This window comes from Anabaena sp. FACHB-1391, from assembly GCF_014696755.1.
Classification (GTDB): domain Bacteria; phylum Cyanobacteriota; class Cyanobacteriia; order Cyanobacteriales; family Nostocaceae; genus Dolichospermum; species Dolichospermum planctonicum.
In genome coordinates, this window is sequence record NZ_JACJQS010000008.1 from 84,322 (window position 1) to 104,826 (window position 20,505).

General features: G+C 39.1%; 12 protein-coding genes and 1 pseudogene. 6 read left to right on the forward strand and 7 right to left on the reverse strand.

From position 1 onward, the window contains the following. The first annotated feature begins 177 nt into the window (after positions 1-177). Positions 178-1,599 (forward strand): ABC transporter substrate-binding protein, encoded by a 1,422-nt coding sequence (locus tag H6F62_RS05850; RefSeq protein WP_137908568.1) that lies wholly within the window; start codon positions 178-180, stop codon positions 1,597-1,599. A 254-nt stretch (positions 1,600-1,853) separates the two neighbouring features. On the opposite strand, the gene H6F62_RS05855 is transcribed toward H6F62_RS05850, so the two are convergent. Next, on the reverse strand, positions 1,854-2,582 hold the full coding sequence (locus H6F62_RS05855; protein ID WP_028082691.1) for a Crp/Fnr family transcriptional regulator: 729 nt from the start codon (positions 2,580-2,582) through the stop codon (positions 1,854-1,856). Between the two features lie 312 nt (positions 2,583-2,894). On the opposite strand from H6F62_RS05855, the gene H6F62_RS05860 reads away from it, so the two are divergent. Then, the gene (locus H6F62_RS05860; protein WP_190371554.1) at positions 2,895-3,770 is read left to right on the forward strand and encodes a DALR anticodon-binding domain-containing protein; all 876 of its coding nucleotides are present in this window, start codon (positions 2,895-2,897) and stop codon (positions 3,768-3,770) included. 143 nt (positions 3,771-3,913) lie between these two features. Here H6F62_RS05860 and H6F62_RS05865 read toward each other — a convergent pair whose 3' ends face one another. From H6F62_RS05865 to H6F62_RS05875, 3 genes are all read right to left on the reverse strand, one after another. Then, on the reverse strand, positions 3,914-4,756 hold the full coding sequence (locus H6F62_RS05865) for an HAD family hydrolase (RefSeq protein ID WP_190371555.1): 843 nt from the start codon (positions 4,754-4,756) through the stop codon (positions 3,914-3,916). Between the two features lie 776 nt (positions 4,757-5,532). Next, a complete protein-coding gene (locus tag H6F62_RS20845) occupies positions 5,533-10,059 on the reverse strand; it encodes a bluetail domain-containing putative surface protein (protein ID WP_190371556.1) in 4,527 nt (1,508 codons plus the stop codon). A gap of 44 nt (positions 10,060-10,103) precedes the next feature. Continuing rightward, the gene (locus tag H6F62_RS05875; RefSeq protein ID WP_190371557.1) at positions 10,104-10,340 is read right to left on the reverse strand and encodes a hypothetical protein; all 237 of its coding nucleotides are present in this window, start codon (positions 10,338-10,340) and stop codon (positions 10,104-10,106) included. Between the two features lie 228 nt (positions 10,341-10,568). Here H6F62_RS05875 and polA point away from each other — a divergent pair, with 228 nt between their 5' ends. Together polA and H6F62_RS05885 are read left to right on the forward strand one after the other, a co-directional pair. After that, positions 10,569-13,499, forward strand: a complete 2,931-nt coding sequence (gene polA, locus H6F62_RS05880; RefSeq protein ID WP_190371558.1) for a DNA polymerase I — start codon at positions 10,569-10,571, stop codon at positions 13,497-13,499. A gap of 360 nt (positions 13,500-13,859) precedes the next feature. After that, positions 13,860-15,428 (forward strand): NAD(P)H-quinone oxidoreductase subunit 4, encoded by a 1,569-nt coding sequence (locus H6F62_RS05885; RefSeq protein WP_190371574.1) that lies wholly within the window; start codon positions 13,860-13,862, stop codon positions 15,426-15,428. 222 nt (positions 15,429-15,650) lie between these two features. Here the strand turns inward: H6F62_RS05885 and H6F62_RS05890 are convergent. Together H6F62_RS05890 and H6F62_RS05895 are read right to left on the reverse strand one after the other, a co-directional pair. Continuing rightward, positions 15,651-16,116: pseudogene (locus tag H6F62_RS05890) on the reverse strand (bile acid:sodium symporter). Between the two features lie 220 nt (positions 16,117-16,336). After that, on the reverse strand, positions 16,337-16,645 hold the full coding sequence (locus tag H6F62_RS05895; RefSeq protein ID WP_190371575.1) for an IS630 transposase-related protein: 309 nt from the start codon (positions 16,643-16,645) through the stop codon (positions 16,337-16,339). A gap of 554 nt (positions 16,646-17,199) precedes the next feature. Here H6F62_RS05895 and H6F62_RS05900 point away from each other — a divergent pair. Both H6F62_RS05900 and H6F62_RS05905 read left to right on the forward strand, forming a co-directional pair. Continuing rightward, a complete protein-coding gene (locus H6F62_RS05900; protein WP_137909275.1) occupies positions 17,200-18,132 on the forward strand; it encodes a UDP-glucuronic acid decarboxylase family protein in 933 nt (310 codons plus the stop codon). A 63-nt stretch (positions 18,133-18,195) separates the two neighbouring features. After that, positions 18,196-19,587, forward strand: a complete 1,392-nt coding sequence (locus H6F62_RS05905) for a UDP-glucose/GDP-mannose dehydrogenase family protein (protein ID WP_137909276.1) — start codon at positions 18,196-18,198, stop codon at positions 19,585-19,587. Between the two features lie 111 nt (positions 19,588-19,698). On the opposite strand, the gene H6F62_RS05910 is transcribed toward H6F62_RS05905, so the two are convergent. Next, positions 19,699-20,493 (reverse strand): DUF2993 domain-containing protein, encoded by a 795-nt coding sequence (locus H6F62_RS05910; RefSeq protein WP_137909277.1) that lies wholly within the window; start codon positions 20,491-20,493, stop codon positions 19,699-19,701. Positions 20,494-20,505: the final 12 nt, after the last annotated feature.

Consider the following 20,505-nt stretch of genomic DNA (forward strand, 5'->3'; position numbering starts at 1 on the left):
TATCCAAATCTTGCCCGCTATAATTATCCAAATCTTGCCCGCTATAATTATCCAAATCTTGCCGGCTATAATTATCCAAATCTTGCCGGCTATAATTATCCAAATCTTGCCCGCTATAATTATCCAAATTTAATACAGTTTAAATACAGTCCAGTTGACCACCATCAGAAAAAACTTATGAAATGGAAAGGCAAAATACTCCCTATTATTTTCATACCCCTACTTTTGGGGTTTGGTTATTGGTGTTTTTTCATTATTGTTACTAATCCGAAATCCTCTGATAATTTAGCAATAAATAGTGAAAATAAGCTGAATTCTCATCAATGGAAAGACCGAAATCAATCAATTGCACAACGAATTAGTTTTGGAGAAAAAATTTTAATTTCTGATGATATTTTACCAGACAAAAAAGATGCTGCTAAGGCTATTTTTGATAAAAATTATCAGCAAGCAATCACTAATTTAACATCATCTCTAAAAATCAAACCCAATGACCCAGAGGCACTGATTTATCTGCATAATGCCCGCATTGGTTCTGGTAAAAGCTATACCCTTGTTGTCTCTACACCTATTGGTAATGACCCGAATACAGCATTAGAAATATTGCGTGGTGTTGCACAAGCTCAAAATGAAATTAATACTGCTGGGGGAGTAAAGGGAGTACCGTTAAAAGTAGGTATAGCTAATGATGACGATGATCAGAAAATATGTCAACAGGTAGCCGCAGCTTTGGTAGAAAACCCCGAAGTTCTAGGAGTAATTGGACATTATAGCAGTGACGCAACATTGGCCGCCGGGAAGGTTTATGATGATGGAAAACTAGTAGCTATTTCCCCTACTAGTAGTTCTGTAAAAATTTCCAATTTTAGTCCCTACGTTTTTCGCACATTAACTAGTGATTTTGTCGCGGCCAGAGCTTTAGCTAATTATATGGTGAAAACTTTGGGGAAAAAAAATGCAGCAGTTTTTTATAATGCTCAAAGCAACTACAGTCAGTCATTAAAATCTGAGTTTGTTTCCTCTGTTTCTTTGGAGGGTGGAGAAATATCAGGTGAGTTTGATTTATCTAAAGCTGATTTTAGCCCTTCATCTAGCATCGAGAAAGCATTTAAACAAGGTGCGGAAGTTTTAATGTTAGCTCCTAATGGTGAAACCCTAGATAAAGCATTACAAGTAGTGCAAGTAAATCGAAAACGTCTGATTTTACTCGGTGGTGATGATGTTTATAGCCTCAAAACTTTAGAAATTGCCACAGAGCAAGCATTAGCCATGGTAGTGGCCGTTCCTTGGCATATTCATGGCAATCCTAATTCCCCATTTCCAGCCCAATCTAGAAAGTTATGGGGTAGTGATGTAAATTGGCGTACAGCAACCGCTTATGATGCTACAAAAGCCTTTATCGCTGCGTTAGCAACTAATCCCAGTCGTTCTGCAATTCAAAAAACACTACTTTCATCAGACTTTTCCACCAGTGGTGCTGCCGGTTCCATTCGTTTTTTACCGTCGGGAGATCGAAATACCCCAGTCCAACTAGTGAAAATTGTCCGTGGTAATCGCTCTCGGACTGGGTACGACTTTGAGCCGGTGCTGGAAAAATAGAAACACTGGGGGAAAAACCCATTATCAGCTATTGAGCATTTCAACTCTATAGGAATATTTTTGTTATTTAAACTCAATACTTGGCCAATTTTTAACTGATCAATGTTACCAATCTGCGGTGAAAATGAGGAGCAGGCTCAGGAACTAATTACCCAAAGTTGGTTTATCAAAATCCACTGATACCTGCTATTGGTGTGTCCGAGAGTGGCAAGCTCTCAGGTAACATTGATCAAGCTGCTCTTTCGAGATTTGAACTACCCATTATTAGCTGGTCTATTGATAGCATCTGCGGGTAGGCAAATTAAATTATCCCCTTGGGCCAGAATTAAGCCGCGTTGACGTAATTTACCCATTAAACGAGTGACAGTTACACGGGTTGAACCAATGGCGCTGCCAATTTGGGCATGAGTGAGGGGGAAGGGTAAGCAATAACCACGAATTACATCAGGATCAGTTTCGCTCATGGAAGGCTCGCCATATTCCTCAATCAGTAAGGTGAGAAATCCTAAGAGACGGTCAATTGTACGTCTTTGTCCTAAAGCACTTAACCAGAGTAACTTGCGCTGATGCTGATATCTAAAAGCATCCATAACTTCACGACGGAAGTGAGGCCAGTTGTCTAGATCATGCCAGTACATCCACAGTACCGCAGTTTGGTCAACGTGGGCAAAGGACTGGAGTGTAAATGGGGACTGGGCAACAATTTCAAAGGGTTGTCCTGCCCCTACAAAGCCCAAGAAGGCTTCTTCTGGAGTTCTGTTAATTCTTCTGGATGTTAACTGACTAGCGGTAGCACCCACTTGGGCAGTTCCTACCATGCGGATAGCACCCCTTTGCACTAAATAGAGCAAACCAGGTCTGGCTGGAATGCGCTCATCTTTACTGAAGGTGCGGCAGCGGTAGTGTTCTTGGGCCCAGTCAAGAATACGTTGCCAAGTTAAGAAGGGACGTGAAGCTTCGGAAAAGGAAGATTGAGATTGCATAAGTAACACAGAGCGTTTGGCTAAAAAACAAAGACGTGATCAGAACAGTGCAAGGAGTGTCTTTGTGTGAACGGGGTAGAGTTAACGCTTAATAGCGCTAGTCTTCCAATAAGATAGAAAGCAATTTAGCTCTCTATTTTTTCTTATACTTCCTACTGTACAACGAGGGTACTAAACTTTACCCATCTTTTATACATTAATTCATCAAATTTTATCCTACTCTTATTTTTATGTACATAGAGTAAACTTCTATCTGAAGGTAGATGGAACAGGATAAAATGATGCACCTCATAAATTTTTTACAAGGAATACGTGTATCCTCAACTACTTTTTAGTAAAAATCAAGCTATTAAGCAGCTAATAAGCGGTTATCTGGCCTCTTGCTTCAGTGTTTTTACCAATGATAGGGGAATTACAGGCATAGAAAGTAGAAAAGTTCCTCTCTATCAAGGAGGATATAATCAAAAAATTCTATATATCTCTGGCGTGGCCATGGGGATATCAAAATCTCAGAATTTACCCGCGATGGAAATTGCTCAGGCTATGGCTGGGCATTTATCCAGAAATAGTGATAGTTTATTTAGCGTTAAGGTAATTCCTCCTGGTTGGATTTATTTAGAACTCATTGACTCTACCTTAGCAGCTTGGTTACAAAATTTGATAGTTTTTCCAGAAAATGAAGACTTGATAAATAATTTTCTGAATTACCAATTACCAGTCACTAATCATCAATCACAAATTTCATTACATTCATTAACAATTTTTAAAATTCAATACGCCCATTCCCGCTGTTGTTCTTTATTACGATTAGCAGAGAAAGATGGATTAATTGCACTTGATAGAATAGGTACTAAAAGTTATTTTTCTGTGAAACCGATACCTTTACTTAATGGTGATCAAAAACTTCTGCTTAATCACGTTGATGAGATGTTACTGATGCACCAATTAGTAAAATTAGTAGATGATTTAGTTTGTAGTCATAGTAGTTCTCTGAACTGGGAAACATCTGCTGGGAAATTGAGTCAAGCTTTTGAGAAGTTCTGGGGTAGTTGTCGTATTTGGGGAGAAGTAAAAATTCAGACTCCAGAATTAGCCCAAGCTAGGTTAGGACTATTGGTAGCAACTCAGTTGGTTTTTAGATCCGTGTTAGAAGACAAGTTGGGGGTAGTTGCACCGATAGAACTCTAATTTATATTTACAAAAACTTCTCGAAAATCTATTGACAAAATACATATCTTTAACTACAATGTTAATCGTGTGAGGAGCGAACCAAAAAGGACACCGAGACGAAACACGGCCAGTCGTCGGTGTCTTTTTTGTGTTTATCCTTTCTAAGAAAGCAAGAATTTTTCTATTGCTACTGCTGCACCGTCTAATTCTATACTAGGTGCTACCCAATTAGCGATCGCTTGCACTTCTGGCGGTGCGTTACCCATGGCCACACTAATACCGGCATAACTGAGCATTTCTACATCATTGAAATTATCACCGATAGTCATGACATGATGACTTTCTAAACCTAGCATTTCTTCCGCTAGATAACGGACAGCATTACCTTTATTAACATGAGTATTCGCAGCTTCTAGAAAAGTGGGGACGGATGTTGTCATATACAAATCTGTCGGTTTGTATCTAAGGCGTAAATCAGCTAAAAGTTGCTGAGTTAAATTTGCGTCCTCAGACAAAGCTAGTATCTTAGTGGGTTCATGATCTAATAATTGACGTAAATCACCGACGGAAATAGCATTTACACCACAACGCTGTTGATAATTATCTGTTTCTTTGGTGATTTCTCGCACATAAAGTTGGTCATTAATGTAAAAATGGACCGAAAGGAGCGATCGCAAATCCGGCTGTTCAAAGTATTCTAGTAGTTGTTGGGTAATTTCCCTAGATACAGGTAAATGACGGTGAATTTGGTCATTACCCGGATCTTGAATCCAAGCACCTTGATAGGCTATTAATGGCAGTGTAGAGCCAATTTCCCGGTGAAATCGCAAAGCTGAACAATACATCCTGCCAGTAGCGATAGCGACCTTAATTCCTTTAGCTTGTACCGCAGCAATAACTTCTTTGACGGTAACGCTGAGAGTATTAGAATGTCCGGTAATTGTCCCATCTATGTCTAGAACTAATAGTTTAATATCATTTACTCCAGCAGATGCTTTGTACATAAATTTAAGTCTTTAGCAATAATTTCAATGAAAACAGAAAACCAAACTGTACCCCGTCGTATTTTACCCATAATTGCTCAATGGTACGGAAGTTATCACAAAATTTAACAGCATAATTAAAACTTATATAAATCCAATAATACTTTTAATATTCATAACTTAGGAAAATTCAACTTTAGATTTTCTTAACAATTAATTGAGAATTATTTTTATTTAGCAACGAGCTTGCAATACTTTCGGCGATTTGCTAGAATTATTGAGAATTTCACAATTGGGCTAATATTGTCAATTTTGCACCCTGCTGAAAAGATGATCTGTAAAAGTCTTTATTTATAGTCGTTTCAGAGATCAATTTTGAAAAAAATACAAAACTTTACAAATTAGCAGTGGTTTAAAAGAGTAAATTGGGGAAAAATTATTCAGCAAATAATGTACTTTGACCATTAGAACAAATATACTATTGACAAATAGAGTAACTTATGGTATGTAAAGAGTTTTTCGTAAGCGTAACGCACCATATTATTAAACTCTATAATTAGATACGTAGGGTGTGTTAGCGACAGCGTAACGCACCATATTATCCATTTATAATTAGATACGTAGGATGTGTTAGCGACTAGTAACGCACCATATTATCAAATCGTTTAAATTGTCTAATGTGCCGTTATTAATAATTGAATCTTGATCATATCGCATCAATCACAGGATAATTTGATGATGTAGAGACGTTTCATGAAACGTCTCTACAAAGTGGTTCATCTACATGATACCAGAAACTACACTAAAGTAGTAGTAAAGTTACTGATTTCTAAAGTACCAGTTAAACCTGTCACCTCAATGATGGCATCCGTAGTGGCACTAAATCCTGCGGTAGCGTCATTAATAGCGACAAAAGTACGACTACCAAAGGTAAATTGAGCCGCAGAGTTAGCTGCAAACACAGTATTAGTTAACCTAGCGGTAATGCCTGCTGTATCAAGTGTTGCCACAGGTGTGGTAACATTATTGAACCCGCTGCGGGCAGTGGTAACGAGGAATAAATCATTGCCAGTAGTAGCATTGAAGTCGGTAATGACATCAAAGATACCCAAGGCGGAATTAGCTAAAGTGCGGTAGTCAAAACGGTCTACTCCCAGCCTTCCAGTTAGAGTATCTTTTCCCAGCCCTCCGGTGAGGATGTCATTACCCGCACCACCATCAAGGGTGTTATTAGCACCGTTACCAGTGATGACATTATTAGCAGCGTTACCAGTACCGTTAATCGCACCTGTTCCTGTTAATGTCAGGTTTTCAACGTTAGCAGCCAAAATAGTGTAAGTAACACTAGATTGAATGGTGTCTGTACCCTCGTTGGCATTTTCGGTAATGGTGTCAGTGGTGCTATCTACAATGTAGATATCATTACCTGTACCACCAATTAGGGTATCGTTACCAGAACCACCGTCAAGGATGTTATTAGCAGCATTACCTGTGATGACGTTATTATCTGCGTTACCAGTACCATTAATTGCTGTTATTCCTGTTAAGGTCAGGTTTTCAACGTTGGTAGCAAGAGTGTAAGTAACACTAGATTGAATGGTATCTATACCTTCGTTGGCATTTTCGGTAATAGTATCAGTGGTACTATTTATAATGTAAGTATCATCACCTGTACCACCAATTAAGGTATCATTGCCAGCACCACCGTCAAGGATGTTATTAGCACTGTTACCTGTGATGACGTTATTAGCTGCGTTACCAGTACCGTTAATTGCTGTTGTTCCTGTCAGGGTCAGATTTTCGACGTTGGTAGCAATAGTCAAGGTGACACTAGATTGAATAGTATCTGTACCACCGCTGGCAAGTTCTGTAATGGTATCAGTGATGCTATCAACAATGTAGATATCATCACCTAAACCACCAATTAAGGTATCATTGCCAGAACCACCATCAAGGATGTTATTAGCAGCATTACCTCTGATGACGTTATTAGCAGCGTTACCAGTACCATTAATTGCTGTTGTTCCTGTTAGGGTCAGGTTTTCAACGTTGGTAGCAAGAGTGTAAGTAACACTGGATTGAATTGTATCTGTACCCTCTTCCAGATACTCCGTAATGATGTCATTGGTATTATCAACAACGTAGTTATCATCACCTAAACCACCAATCAGCGTATCAATACCACCGCTACCGTCAAAGACATTATTGAGTTCGTTACCTGTGATGACGTTATTGAGTTCGTTACCAGTTCCGTTGGTGGCCGTTCCGGTCAGGGTCAGGTTTTCAATATTTCCAGACAAAGCATAGTTTATGCTAATGTAAACCGTATCCATGCCTTCGTTGGCATTTTCAGTAATGATGTCATTGGTATTATCAACAACGTAGTTATCATCACCTAAACCACCAATTAAGGTATCTATACCACCGCTACCATCAAGGACATTATTGAGTTCGTTACCTGTGATGATGTTATTGAGTTCGTTACCAGTTCCGTTGGTGGCCGTTCCGGTCAGGGTCAGGTTTTCGATATTTTCAGACAAAGCATAGTCAATGATAGTGTAAACTATATCTATACCTGCGGCGACATCTTCGGTAATGCTGTCATTGCTATCATCAACATAGTAAACATCATCCCCTAAACCACCAATTAAGGTATCTGTACCTGCACTACCATCAAGGGTGTTATTACCAGCGTTACCTGTGATGACGTTATTATCTCCGTTACCAGTACCGTTAATTGCTGTTGTTCCGGTCAGGGTCAGGTTTTCGACGTTGGTAGCAAGAGTGTAAGTAACACTAGATTGAATAGTATCTATACCTTCGTTGGCATTTTCGGTAATGATTTCAGTGGCGCTATCAACAATATAGATATCATCACCTAAACCACCAATTAAGGTATCATTGCCAGCACCACCATCAAGGATGTTATTAGCAGTGTTACCTGTGATGACGTTATTAGCTGCGTTACCAGTACCGTTAATTGCTGTTGTTCCGGTCAGGGTCAGGTTTTCGAAGTTGGTAGCAAGAGTGTAAGTAACACTAGATTGAATAGTATCTATACCTTCGTTGGCATTTTCGGTAATGGTATCAGTGGTGCTATCAACAATATAGATATCATCACCTAAACCACCAATTAAGGTATCATTGCCAGCACCACCGTCAAGGATGTTATTAGCAGTGTTACCTGTGATGACGTTATTAGCTGCGTTACCAGTACCGTTAATTGCTGCTGTTCCTGTCAGTGTCAGATTTTCGACGTTGGTAGCAAGAGTCAAGGTGACACTAGATTGAATCGTATCTGTACCACTGCTGGCATTTTCGGTAATGGTGTCAGTGGTGCTATCTACAATGTAGATATCATTACCTGTACCACCAATTAGGGCATCGTTACCAGCACCACCATCAAGGGTATCGTTACCAGCAGCACCATTGAGGGTATTATTAGCACTGTTACCTGTGATGACGTTATTACCTGCGTTACCAGTACCGTTAATTACTGCTGTTCCCGTTAGGGTCAGGTTTTCGATGTTCGTCCTGGCAGCAATAGAGTAGGTGACACTGGATTGAATAGTATCTATACCCTCGTTGGCATTTTCGGTAATGATGTCAGTGGTGCTATCTACAATGTAGATATCATTACCTGTACCACCAATTAGAGCATCTGTACCAGCACCACCATCAAGGGTATCGTTACCAGCAGCAGCATTGAGGGTATTATTAGCACTGTTACCTGTAATGACGTTATTAGCTGCGTTACCAGTACCGTTAATTACTGCTGTTCCCGTTAGGGTCAGGTTTTCGATGTTCGTCCTGGCAGCAATAGAGTAGGTGACACTGGATTGAATAGTATCTATACCCTCGTTGGCATTTTCGGTAATGATGTCAGTGGTGCTATCTACAATGTAGATATCATTACCTGTACCACCAATTAGAGCATCTGTACCAGCACCACCATCAAGGGTATCGTTACCAGCAGCAGCATTGAGGGTATTATTAGCACTGTTACCCATAATGACGTTATTGAGTTCGTTACCCGTACCGTTAATGGCTGTTGTTCCTGTCAGAGTTAGGTTTTCAACGTTGGTAGCAAGAGTTAAGGTGACACTAGATTGAATGGTATCTGTACCCTCGTTGGCATTTTCGGTAATGATGTCAGTGGTGCTATCAATAATGTAGATATCATCACCTGTACCACCAATTAGGGCATCATTACCAGCACCACCAAATATGGTATTATTACCAGCGTTACCAGTAATGACGTTATTGAGTTCGTTACCTGTACCGTTAATTGCTGCTGTTCCCGTTAGAGTTAGATTTTCAACGTTGGTAGCAAGAGTCAAAGTGACACTAGATTGAATAGTATCTGTACCCTCATTGACATTTTCGGTAATGATGTCAGTGGTGCTATCAACAATGTAGATATCATCACCTAAACCACCAATTAAGGTATCTGTACCAGCACCACCATTGAGGGTGTCATTACCAGCACCACCGTTGAGGGTATTATTAGCAATGTTACCTGTAATGACGTTATTGAGTTCGTTACCAATACCGTTAATTACTGCTGTTCCCGTTAAGGTCAGATTTTCGACGTTGGTAGCAAGAGTTAAGGTGACACTAGATTGAATAGTATCTGTACCCTCGTTGACATTTTCGGTAATGGTGTCAGTGGTGCTATCAACAATGTAGATATCATCACCTGTACCACCAATTAGGGTATCTGTACCTGCACCACCATCAAGGGTATCATTACCCGCACCACCGTTGAGGGTGTCATTACCAGCACCACCACTGAGGGTGTTATTACTATCATCACCATTGATGATGCTCTCCAGGGTTTCAATTGAGAGAGACCAACCACCGGCAACATTTCCCGAATCAATACCGGCATCATCGAATATGTAGAGCCGCCACTGACCGTTGGGGTTAGTACCGTTAAAGACAGAAAAGTCTGCATTGTAAGGTCCATCGGGGGCAGGAGAGTTAAAAAAGTCGGAGTCAAAATTAGTTGGCCGATAAGTACCACTGCCAAAGCCTCCTCCAGAAAGACTAGAAGTGGCAGTGGCATCAAAAGTCAAAGTAACGTTGACTAAATCGCTATTGCCCCCTACATCAGACATCAGGATGCTGTTCGCGCCCGTTGGACTTACTAAAAGCACATCAATGTCACCCGAATAAGTATGGTTGAGGTTGGTCAGGGTGACTGTTAGCTTAGTCAAATTACCACTTGTTCCGGAAACATTGATAATTGAAGGATAAGGATTACTTGTCCCGCTGTCTGGAATAGAGATGAAGGTAGTGTTACTGAAAGTTGAAGTTGGCATGGAGATAAACCTGTGTATTGTGAATGGTTATTTTCTGAAAATTATCATACCTGCGACATAGTTTTGTACTGACTTTGTACTGACTTTGTAATCGCTTGGATAGCAATAGGATTTAAATATCTATCTAAAGATAGATGACAAATCAGCCTTTCTTGCTCGGCTTGATTGTTGATAGTGACAAGATTTCCCCCTAAACTCTGTGCCTGTGCTTGAGCTTGTTGCCATGCTACAGCGGTAGTGAGGCGATAAATAGACCCGTTATACTCGTATAAATTTACCATGACTATGTATTAATTCAGTAGTTTATTTCCTTTACCGTACCATCCCTACTACTGACTTGAATATCTATCTTTAGATAGATTTTTATTGATTTAAAATTTGTTATCATAGAGGTGACGAGGAAGAACTATCATCAATTTTCTGTTGTTCTGCGGTCAACTTTCTTATTCCCGTGCCTGAATGGCATGAGAAATGCTATATAATAGTTTTCTGATTTGGTTAAGCAGCAGTTGACTTTTAATTCTCCAATTATCAACAAGCCTACATTCATCCTCATAGATGGACATTCCCTGGCTTTTCGTTCCTACTTCGCTTTTGCTAAAGGTAGAGATGGAGGACTTCGCACAAAAGCGGGTATTCCTACCAGTGTTTGTTTTGGTTTTTTTAAATGTTTATTAGAGGTAATAGCCACAGAACAACCGCAGGCCCTAGCGGTAGCCTTTGATTTGGCTTTACCTACCTTCCGTCATGAAGCAGAGGATACATATAAAGCTGGACGGGCAGAAACACCAGCAGACTTTATTCCCGATTTAGAAAATCTTTATGAGTTACTGCAATGCTTAAATTTACCTATACTCACTGCACCGGGTTATGAAGCGGATGATGTATTGGGAACATTAGCAGAAAAAGCCGCAGCCGCAGGATATCGAGTGAAGATACTTTCCGGGGATAGGGATTTATTTCAATTAATTGATGCTGATAAAGAAATTACCATTTTAAATTTTACTCCAGAAGCATTAAAACGTTCTACAAATAGTATCAGGGAATTTAAGGCTGAAGAAGTCAAAGAGAAATTAGGGGTATTACCTACACAAATTGTTGATTTTAAAGCTCTATGTGGTGATAAATCAGATAATATTCCAGGAGTGAAAGGAATTGGTGAAAAAACAGCAGTACAATTACTAAATACTTATAATTCCCTTGAGGAAATTTACGCCGCTTTAGATAATATTAAAGGTGCAACTCAGAAAAAACTAGCTGCTGGTAAAGAAGACGCAGAAAAATCTCGCTATTTAGCTAAAATAGTCTGTAATGTTCCTTTAGAAATTAATTTAGAAGATTGTCTATTAACTGGTTTTGACCATAACCGACTTATCCCGATTTTAGAGAAATTAGAATTTAAGAAGTTTTTAGATCAAATTCATGATTTACAGCAAAAATTTGGGGGACAGGAAAAATTTGCGGGAAAAGTTGAAATTTTAGAAAACCAGGTATCTGAAGTCATAGAAACCGATGATGATATCTGGTTTTTTGGTGCTGAAGATACAGTAAAAGCCAAAAAACAAACATCTGCAAATATTCAACCGCGCATTATTGATACAGAAGCTAAATTAATGGAATTAGTAGAAATTTTCAGAAAATTTACTAATCCAGAAATACCCGTTGCTTGGGATACAGAAACTACCGCATTAGAACCACGAGATGCAGATTTAGTGGGAATTGGTTGCTGTTGGGGAACAGAAGTAAATGAACTCGCTTATATTCCTATTGGTCATAAAATTGGGAATAACTTAAATCGAGATTTAGTATTAGCAACACTGCGGCCGATTTTAGAAAGTCCTGATTATCCTAAAGCTTTACAAAATGCTAAATTTGATCGTTTGATTCTGCGGTGTCAGGGACAAGGAATTGAACTAGCTGGGGTGGTATTTGATACGATGTTAGCGAGTTATGTAATTAATCCAGATAGCAGTCATAATTTAACTGACTTATCTTGGCGATATTTAGGATTAACTGCGACCAGTTATGGAGATCTAGTTCCCAAAGGGAAAACTATCGCTGATTTGAGTATTTCCGCTGTTGCTGATTATTGTGGTATGGATGTTTATTCTACATTTAAATTAGTCCCAAAATTAAAAGAAAAATTAATAGAAACTCCAGCTTTATATCAACTTTTTAAGCAAGTTGAACAACCATTAGAAGCAGTTTTAGCAGAAGTTGAATATACAGGAGTTAGGATTAATTCAGCCTATCTCCAAGAACTTTCACAGCAATTAGAGACAGAATTAGCAAAGTTAGAAATTACAGCTATTGAAATTGCAGGAGAAAAATTTAATTTAGGTTCTCCTAAACAATTAAGTCAGATTCTATTTGAGAAATTAGGTTTAAGTACCAAATATTCTCGCAAGATTCAAACTGGTTATTCTACCGACGCAGCAACTTTAGAAAAACTCCAAGAAGTTGATAATACAGGATTTGTAAAAGCGATAATTGAATATCGAACATTAGCAAAATTAAAGTCTACCTATGTAGATGCTTTACCAGCTTTAGTTCATCCTCAAAGCCAAAGATTACATACTGATTTTAACCAAACAGCAACTTCCACGGGTAGATTATCTTCTTCTCATCCAAACTTACAAAATATCCCCATTCGCACTGCTTTTAGTAGACAAATTAGAAAAGCATTTTTACCGGAATCAGGTTGGTTAATGGTAGCTGCTGATTATTCCCAAATTGAGTTAAGAATTTTAGCTCATTTGAGTCAAGAACCTGTACTAATTCAAGCATATCAGCAAAATGAAGATATTCATACTGTAACAGCAAAATTAGTATTTGAGAAAGAAAATATTTCCGCAGATGAAAGACGTTTTGCGAAGACGATTAATTTTGGTGTAATTTATGGCATGGGAGCGCAAAAATTTGCCCGCGAAACGGGAATAAATCAAGTAGATGCAAAATTATTTATTGAGAGATTTAATCAAAGATATGGTCATGTTTTTGCGTATTTAGATAAAGTTAAAAAAGAAGCCGTTGCTTATGGTTATGTAGAAACAATTCTAGGGAGAAGACGTTATTTTGAATTTACTAATAAAAATTTGCAACAGTTAAAAGGGAGTAAATTAGAAGATATTAATTTACAAAAATTAAAGAATTTAGATCCATACAATGCTGGGTTACTGCGTGCTGCTGCTAACGCACCAATTCAAGGTTCTAGTGCGGATATTATCAAAATAGCAATGGTGCAATTACATGAGGTTTTAAAAAAATATCAGGCCCGGATGTTGTTGCAAGTTCATGATGAATTAGTTTTTGAAATTCCTCCCCAAGAATGGGAAGAATTGCGACCACAAATTAAGTCGGTCATGGAAAATGCTGTTTCTTTATCTGTTCCCTTGGTTGTTGATATTCATGCTGGGGATAATTGGATGGAAACGAAGTAAAATATTCTAATACGGGGTCATCCAAAAGGTATATTTTTGATATAAGTAGGTGAACGAAAAAAAACCGACATAAGTAACGAAAAGTAAAGTTGCCCAAAACCTGTTCCCTGTTCCCTATTCCCTGTTCCCTGTTCCCTTATCATAACGACAATTTTTAACGCCAACCTACTTAGCTGGGAGTATTCCCAGGAACATTTACCACCCCTAACTGTCAAAAAAGACTGTTGAGTAAAAAAATGGAGATTGCCAATTTAATTAAATCAACCTAACAATGAAGCGGAAATCGCCAAAAAGCTGTTAATTAATAACTAGTGACTTTTTGCCAAACATGATTTTAATTGCAGATTGATTGTGATGAATATAGCTAATTTTCCGTGGCTGACGACGATTATTTTATTCCCCATAGCCGCATCACTACTACTTCCTATCATCCCAGATAAAGACGGCAAAACGGTGCGCTGGTATTCCCTGATTGTGGGGCTGATAGATTTTGTACTGATTGTCTGCGCTTTTTATACTGGGTACGATTTCTCTAATCCCAATTTGCAATTGGTGGAGAGTTATCCCTGGGTGCCGCAATTGGGGTTAAATTGGTCTGTAGGGGCTGATGGCTTGTCTATGCCTCTAATTCTCTTAACGGGATTTATTACCACCCTGGCGATTTTAGCAGCCTGGCCTGTGACACTCAAGCCAAAATTATTTTTCTTTTTGATTTTGGCTATGTATGGCGGTCAAATTGCTGTTTTCGCTGTCCAGGATATGCTGTTATTCTTCCTGGTCTGGGAATTGGAACTTGTACCAATATACTTCTTGCTGTCAATTTGGGGAGGTAAAAAGCGCCAATACGCAGCAACTAAATTTATTCTATACACTGCTGGTGGGTCTCTGTTTATTTTGTTGTCTTCCTTGACAATGGGATTTTATGGTGATACAGTCACCTTCGATATGTCCGCGATCGCGTTGAAAGATTTTAGCTTAAATTTACAACTTCTACTATACGCTGGCTTTCTCATTGCCTACGCTGTGAAGTTGCCCATCATTCCCCTGCATACTTGGCTACCAGATGCCCATGGTGAGGCTACAGCACCAGTACATATGCTACTTGCGGGTATTTTGCTAAAAATGGGTGGTTATGCCCTAATTCGCATGAATGCCCAAATGCTACCTGATGCTCATGCTTATGTTGCACCGGCTTTAGTGGTTTTAGGAGTAGTAAATATCATCTATGCTGCTTTAACGTCCTTTGCTCAAAGGAACTTAAAACGGAAAATTGCCTACTCTTCAATTTCCCACATGGGTTTTGTTCTCATTGGTATTGCCTCTTTTACCGATTTGGGTTTGAGTGGGGCAGTTCTACAAATGGTTTCTCACGGCTTAATTGGGGCAAGTTTGTTCTTTTTAGTCGGTGCAACTTATGATCGTACACATACTTTAATGTTAGATGAAATGGGTGGTGTGGGTAAAAGAATGCGGAAGATTTTCGCTATGTTTACCACCTGTTCCATGGCATCTTTAGCATTACCAGGAATGAGCGGTTTTGTGGCGGAATTAATGGTATTTGTGGGCTTCGCAACTAGCGATGCTTATAACCCAACATTCAAAGTTATTGTCATTTTCTTGATGGCTGTTGGTGTAATTTTAACACCAATTTATCTACTTTCAATGTTGCGCGAAATTTTCTACGGACAAGAAAACGAGGAGTTAGTTTCTCACCAAGCTTTAATAGATGCTGAACCCCGCGAGGTCTTTATCATTGCTTGTTTGTTGATTCCTATTATTGGTATTGGTTTCTATCCCAAGTTGTTAACTCAAATGTACGACGCTACAACTGTACAATTGACAGCTAGATTACGTGATTCTGTTCCTACTTTGACAGCAGAAAAAGCTGTGCAAAATGTTTCTTTGATTGCGCCGATAATTGGTAATTAATTTGTAATTACAGCTATAATTTACAATTAGGGTGGGTTTGATACCTGCCCTTTTTTTTGTTTCCTAGGAAGTCCCAAAGGAGGGAACAGGGAACTCTTAACTGGGAACAGGTTTTCAGCGATTTTACGTTTCTTTACACAGTTTGATTTTATTGTGTTAGCCTACTTACAACTAACACAGAATAGCGATGTTCGCTGCTTAATTTGAGTTGCAGAGAAATTGTTAAATAGGGTTTTTGGCGGCCAGTTTTCTACCGTAGTTAATAGCAATTAAACCTGTAACATTCATAAACAAGCTGTAAATGGCCGCAGGTACTGCCATATCAGGATTATTGAGTAAACCGGCAGTAATGGCGATCGCTAGTGTGCCATTTTGAATCCCAACTTCAATGGCAATGCAGATTTGCTGATTTTGCTAGAAATGTGATTATATTTGAGGATACCCCACCTGGACACAATGCAATGATCATTAATCCCATGGCGATCGCTGGTTCCATGGGTACAATTTTAGCAATAATAAAGCCAATAATAGGTAAAAAAATCAACTGACTAATTAAGCCAATGGCCACAGCTTTAGGATATTTTGTTACTCGCAGGAAATCTTCTGGTAGTAAAGATAATCCCATACCTAGCATAATGATAGCTAAAGCTAGAGGTAAAATAACGGCGGTTAAAAAGCTTGCTTGCATAATTAATTTTGTCGAAATTACAACCAAGCATCATATTAGACTATTTATCCAGACATTGATCTTCTCATGGTTTGTTTAAGTCCTGTTCTCAGATACTCAGAAGAGCGGGAAGTGTCAAAAACTTCATCATCATTACGTTTTCATCAGTAATAGCATTAATAGCTTCATCGGCTACTAAATTTTTTTTACGGTTTAGATTTAAGCGGTTAAGAGTCCGTGATCAGCTTGATACACTTACCTCTATTCCTTTACTCTCTTTGATTATTTCCTGAATTTCTCGCAAGTATATATCACTTTTCTCTGTGACTATTTTCTTTAACAATTCTTGATTCTCACTTAGAATTTTCGAGCGCCTATCTCCTCCTTGAGGCTTGGCAGTTATTTCCGATGTCTCTCGATATCGACGCAAAAAGTCACGGATGAAAGATAAACTAACTTTGAATCGTTCCGCCAATTCTCTTTGTGTACCTTCTTTATTTTCCCAGGCACTTAATATCTTTTGTCGTAGGTCTATTGAATATGGGGCTATTTCTCAATAATCTTCTTTTTTACATCTTTATAATTTTACCATTCTTGTGGCGGGTTTGATCTTAAATTGCTGTAAATGAAGGTTTTATGTTTTAGGTTACTCAAAACGACGGGAAGGAAGAAATAAAAGATCAAAAAATTTGGCGCGGGCTGACAAAGAAATGGTATAATTGCCGGAAATTGTTTATGCAGAAACGAACCGAATCTATCCTACGGGTAAGTCATTGGTTAGCATAATCATAATTACATACTATTTAGCGCGTTATTCAATGCTTGTACTTACTAAATTTGGAGCAACTGGGATTTTCAATCATAGTTTAGTTCTTTAAATTTAACTTGATTTAAAAAAACAGGATCTTTTGCTTTAAGACTTGATAAAGTGTCCTTGTGAAAAACCTTGTGAAAAACCTTTTGGTAAGAAAATATGCAATAGACAATTAACGTCCAACTTAAAAGCCAGACAGGAACTTTATAAATAAATATGTTTTTTGCTATTAAAATAGTATAAAAAACATGGCATTGGTGATCAAAGTATAGGTTAACAAGGGAGAAAATATGAGAATTTTAGTGACGGGTGGTGCGGGGTTTATTGGTTCTCATCTAATTGACCGATTAATGAATGATGGTCATGAAGTCATTTGTTTGGATAATTTCTATACAGGAAAGAAACATAATCTCCTTCAATGGTTAGATAACCCTAATTTTGAACTGATCCGTCATGATGTCACCGAACCAATTCGCTTAGAAGTTGATCAAGTTTATCATCTGGCTTGTCCCGCTTCTCCAGTGCATTATCAGTACAACCCGATTAAAACTGTGAAAACTAATGTTATTGGAACACTCAATATGTTAGGTTTAGCTAAACGGGTGAAAGCCAGATTCTTATTAGCTTCCACCAGTGAAGTGTACGGAGATCCAGAAGTTCATCCCCAAACGGAAGATTATCGAGGTAGTGTCAATCCCATTGGTATTCGTTCATGTTATGACGAAGGGAAAAGAATGGCGGAAACCTTAGCATTTGATTATCACAGAGAGAATAAAGTTGATATTCGCGTCGCCAGAATATTTAATACCTATGGACCGAGAATGCTGGAAAATGATGGGCGAGTAGTCAGCAATTTTGTCGCCCAAGCATTACGAGGGATTCCTTTAACTGTTTATGGTGAAGGTCAACAAACTCGCAGTTTTTGCTATGTTTCTGACTTAGTAAATGGATTAATGCGATTAATGAATGGTGAACATACAGGACCCATAAATCTGGGTAATCCTGATGAATACACGATTTTAGAATTAGCTCAAGCTGTGCAAAACTTGATTAATCCAGATGCAGAAATTAAATTTGAACCCCTACCTGCTGATGATCCCCGTCGTCGTCGTCCCGATATTACGAAAGCACAAACTTTATTAAATTGGGAACCTACTATTCCCCTCCAAGATGGGTTAAAGCTAATGATCGAAGATTTCCGTCAACGGTTTCAACAGGTTTAGTAGTGCTAAATTCCCTTGATTGACTTGATTCACTGACAATTTTAAAAAACAAGGATTTCAAAAATGCGTGTTTGCGTAATTGGTACTGGCTATGTAGGTTTAGTTACGGGTGCTTGTTTAGCTCACATTGGTCATGATGTCATCTGTATAGATAACAACGAAGAAAAAGTAAAATTAATGAAGTCTGGCCAGTCGCCAATTTTCGAGCCAGGACTCTCGGAAATTATGCAATCTGCCATTAATAGTGGTAATATTCAATTCTCTAGTGATCTCGCGGCTGGGGTTGATCATGGGGAAATTCTGTTTATCGCTGTGGGAACTCCTCCTTTACCTAATGGTGAAAGTGATACTCGCTATGTAGAGGCTGTGGCTCGTGGTATTGGCGAAAATCTCAATGGTGGTTATAAGGTAATTGTCAATAAATCCACTGTCCCCATTGGTTCTGGTGACTGGGTAAGAATGATTGTTTTAGACGGGATTGCGGAAAGACAAAGAACATTTGTGGCATCTGTTGATACAATTGGAGACAGTAAATTTTCTGGAGTTGCTAATGATTTTGATGTGGTGAGTAATCCAGAGTTTCTACGGGAAGGTTCGGCAGTTTATGATACTTTTAATCCTGATCGGATTGTCTTAGGTGGAAATAGTGAACAAGCCACCGGCATGATGAAAGAATTATACGCCCCCATTGTAGAGCGCAAATTTGCCGCTGATCAATCTTTACCTCCTGTTCCCGTTCTGGTGACAGATTTAAGTTCCGCAGAAATGATCAAATACGCGGCTAATGCCTTTTTAGCCACTAAGATTAGTTTTATTAACGAAGTCGCTAATATTTGCGATCGCGTGGGTGCGGATGTTACCCAAGTAGCAAAAGGCATAGGTTTAGATTCCCGCATTGGTAGTAAGTTCTTACAAGCTGGTATTGGTTGGGGTGGTTCATGCTTTCCTAAAGATGTTTCCGCCCTCATTCACACCGCTGGTGATTATGGCTATGAAGCCCAACTGATGAAAGCTGCTGTCAGTGTCAACGAGCGCCAACGCTTAATTGCTTTAGAAAAACTGCAACAAGCTTTAAAAATCCTCAAAGGTAAAACTGTGGGCTTACTCGGTTTAACCTTTAAACCAGATACGGATGATTTACGGGACGCACCTGCATTAATCCTCATTGAACAACTTAACCGATTGGGAGCTAAAGTTAAGGCTTATGACCCCATTATCTCCCAAACAGGAATGCGTCATGGTCTTTCCGGTGTATTAGTAGAAACCGATTCAGAAAGACTAGCAGATGGCTGTGATGCTTTGGTACTTGTCACTGAATGGCAACAGTTCAGCACTTTAGACTATGGGAAGATGGCAAAATTGATGAATCACGCAGTGATGATTGATGGTCGTAATTTCCTTGATCCCCAAACCATGATCCGGGCTGGATTTCAGTATGTGGGTGTAGGTAGGTAAAAAAGGCAGCAGGGGGGAATTTTCTGATTTTCTCCTGACTTTTCCTCTAAAAATTAAATCGCCGCCCAGTGGAATCTGGACGGCGTTGATTTTTTTCAATTTTAAGAATTGTTAAGAACTGCGCGGAATTCGTTCAATTTCTGCATAACCACTAAAAATCAATCTTTGGCCTTCTGTTTCTAAACGATTTAGTCGCATTTTTACCCCATCTAAATCAAAGCGATCTAAATCAACCATATTATCCAAAATTTCTACCAATGCCACACTTAAAGTCTGGGAAATTTCCCGTTGTGCTTCTGGAACTCCCTCAAGTTCAATCTTAGGGTCTTTGAAAGAAACCCGCCTTCTTCTTTCAATCCCAATACCAACGGTCATACTTAGGGGTATGAGTTCACCATTTTTTAAGTCGGCTGTGGCTACTAAATGTAAACGATTTTCAGGTAATAGCTTGATTTGAACTTCGGTAAAGGAAACCGGTTCACCAGCAGATATTTCCATCAGAGTTGGTTCAGAAAGGTTCAGCAGCCGCTTTTTCACCAGTTCTGACTCAAAAGCCCGATTAATACCTATTTCTGATAAAATCACCTGGGCTACCGCTTGGGTGGGTTGTTTGAGATTGAGTTTACCACTTAAAACCGAGCCGAAGTCAATGGCTACCGCGTCGGTTTCAAAGGACATTTCCTCTACTGCGAAGTCTTTACGAATTACCAAGCCACGACCGTTCATTTTAAAGCTGTCAATGCTGCCTTGCAACAGTTTGCTGGAGGGGTAGCAGCGCACAAAGACTTCTACCGACTCGCTTTGGGTAAACAGGTGGCGAATCGTTTGGCTGGCGACTGTGTTGAGCATTCGCTCTCCCCAATCGGTGCTTTTGGGATCTGTTAAACCAGTGAGTCCGCCGAACATTAGGTTTTAGTC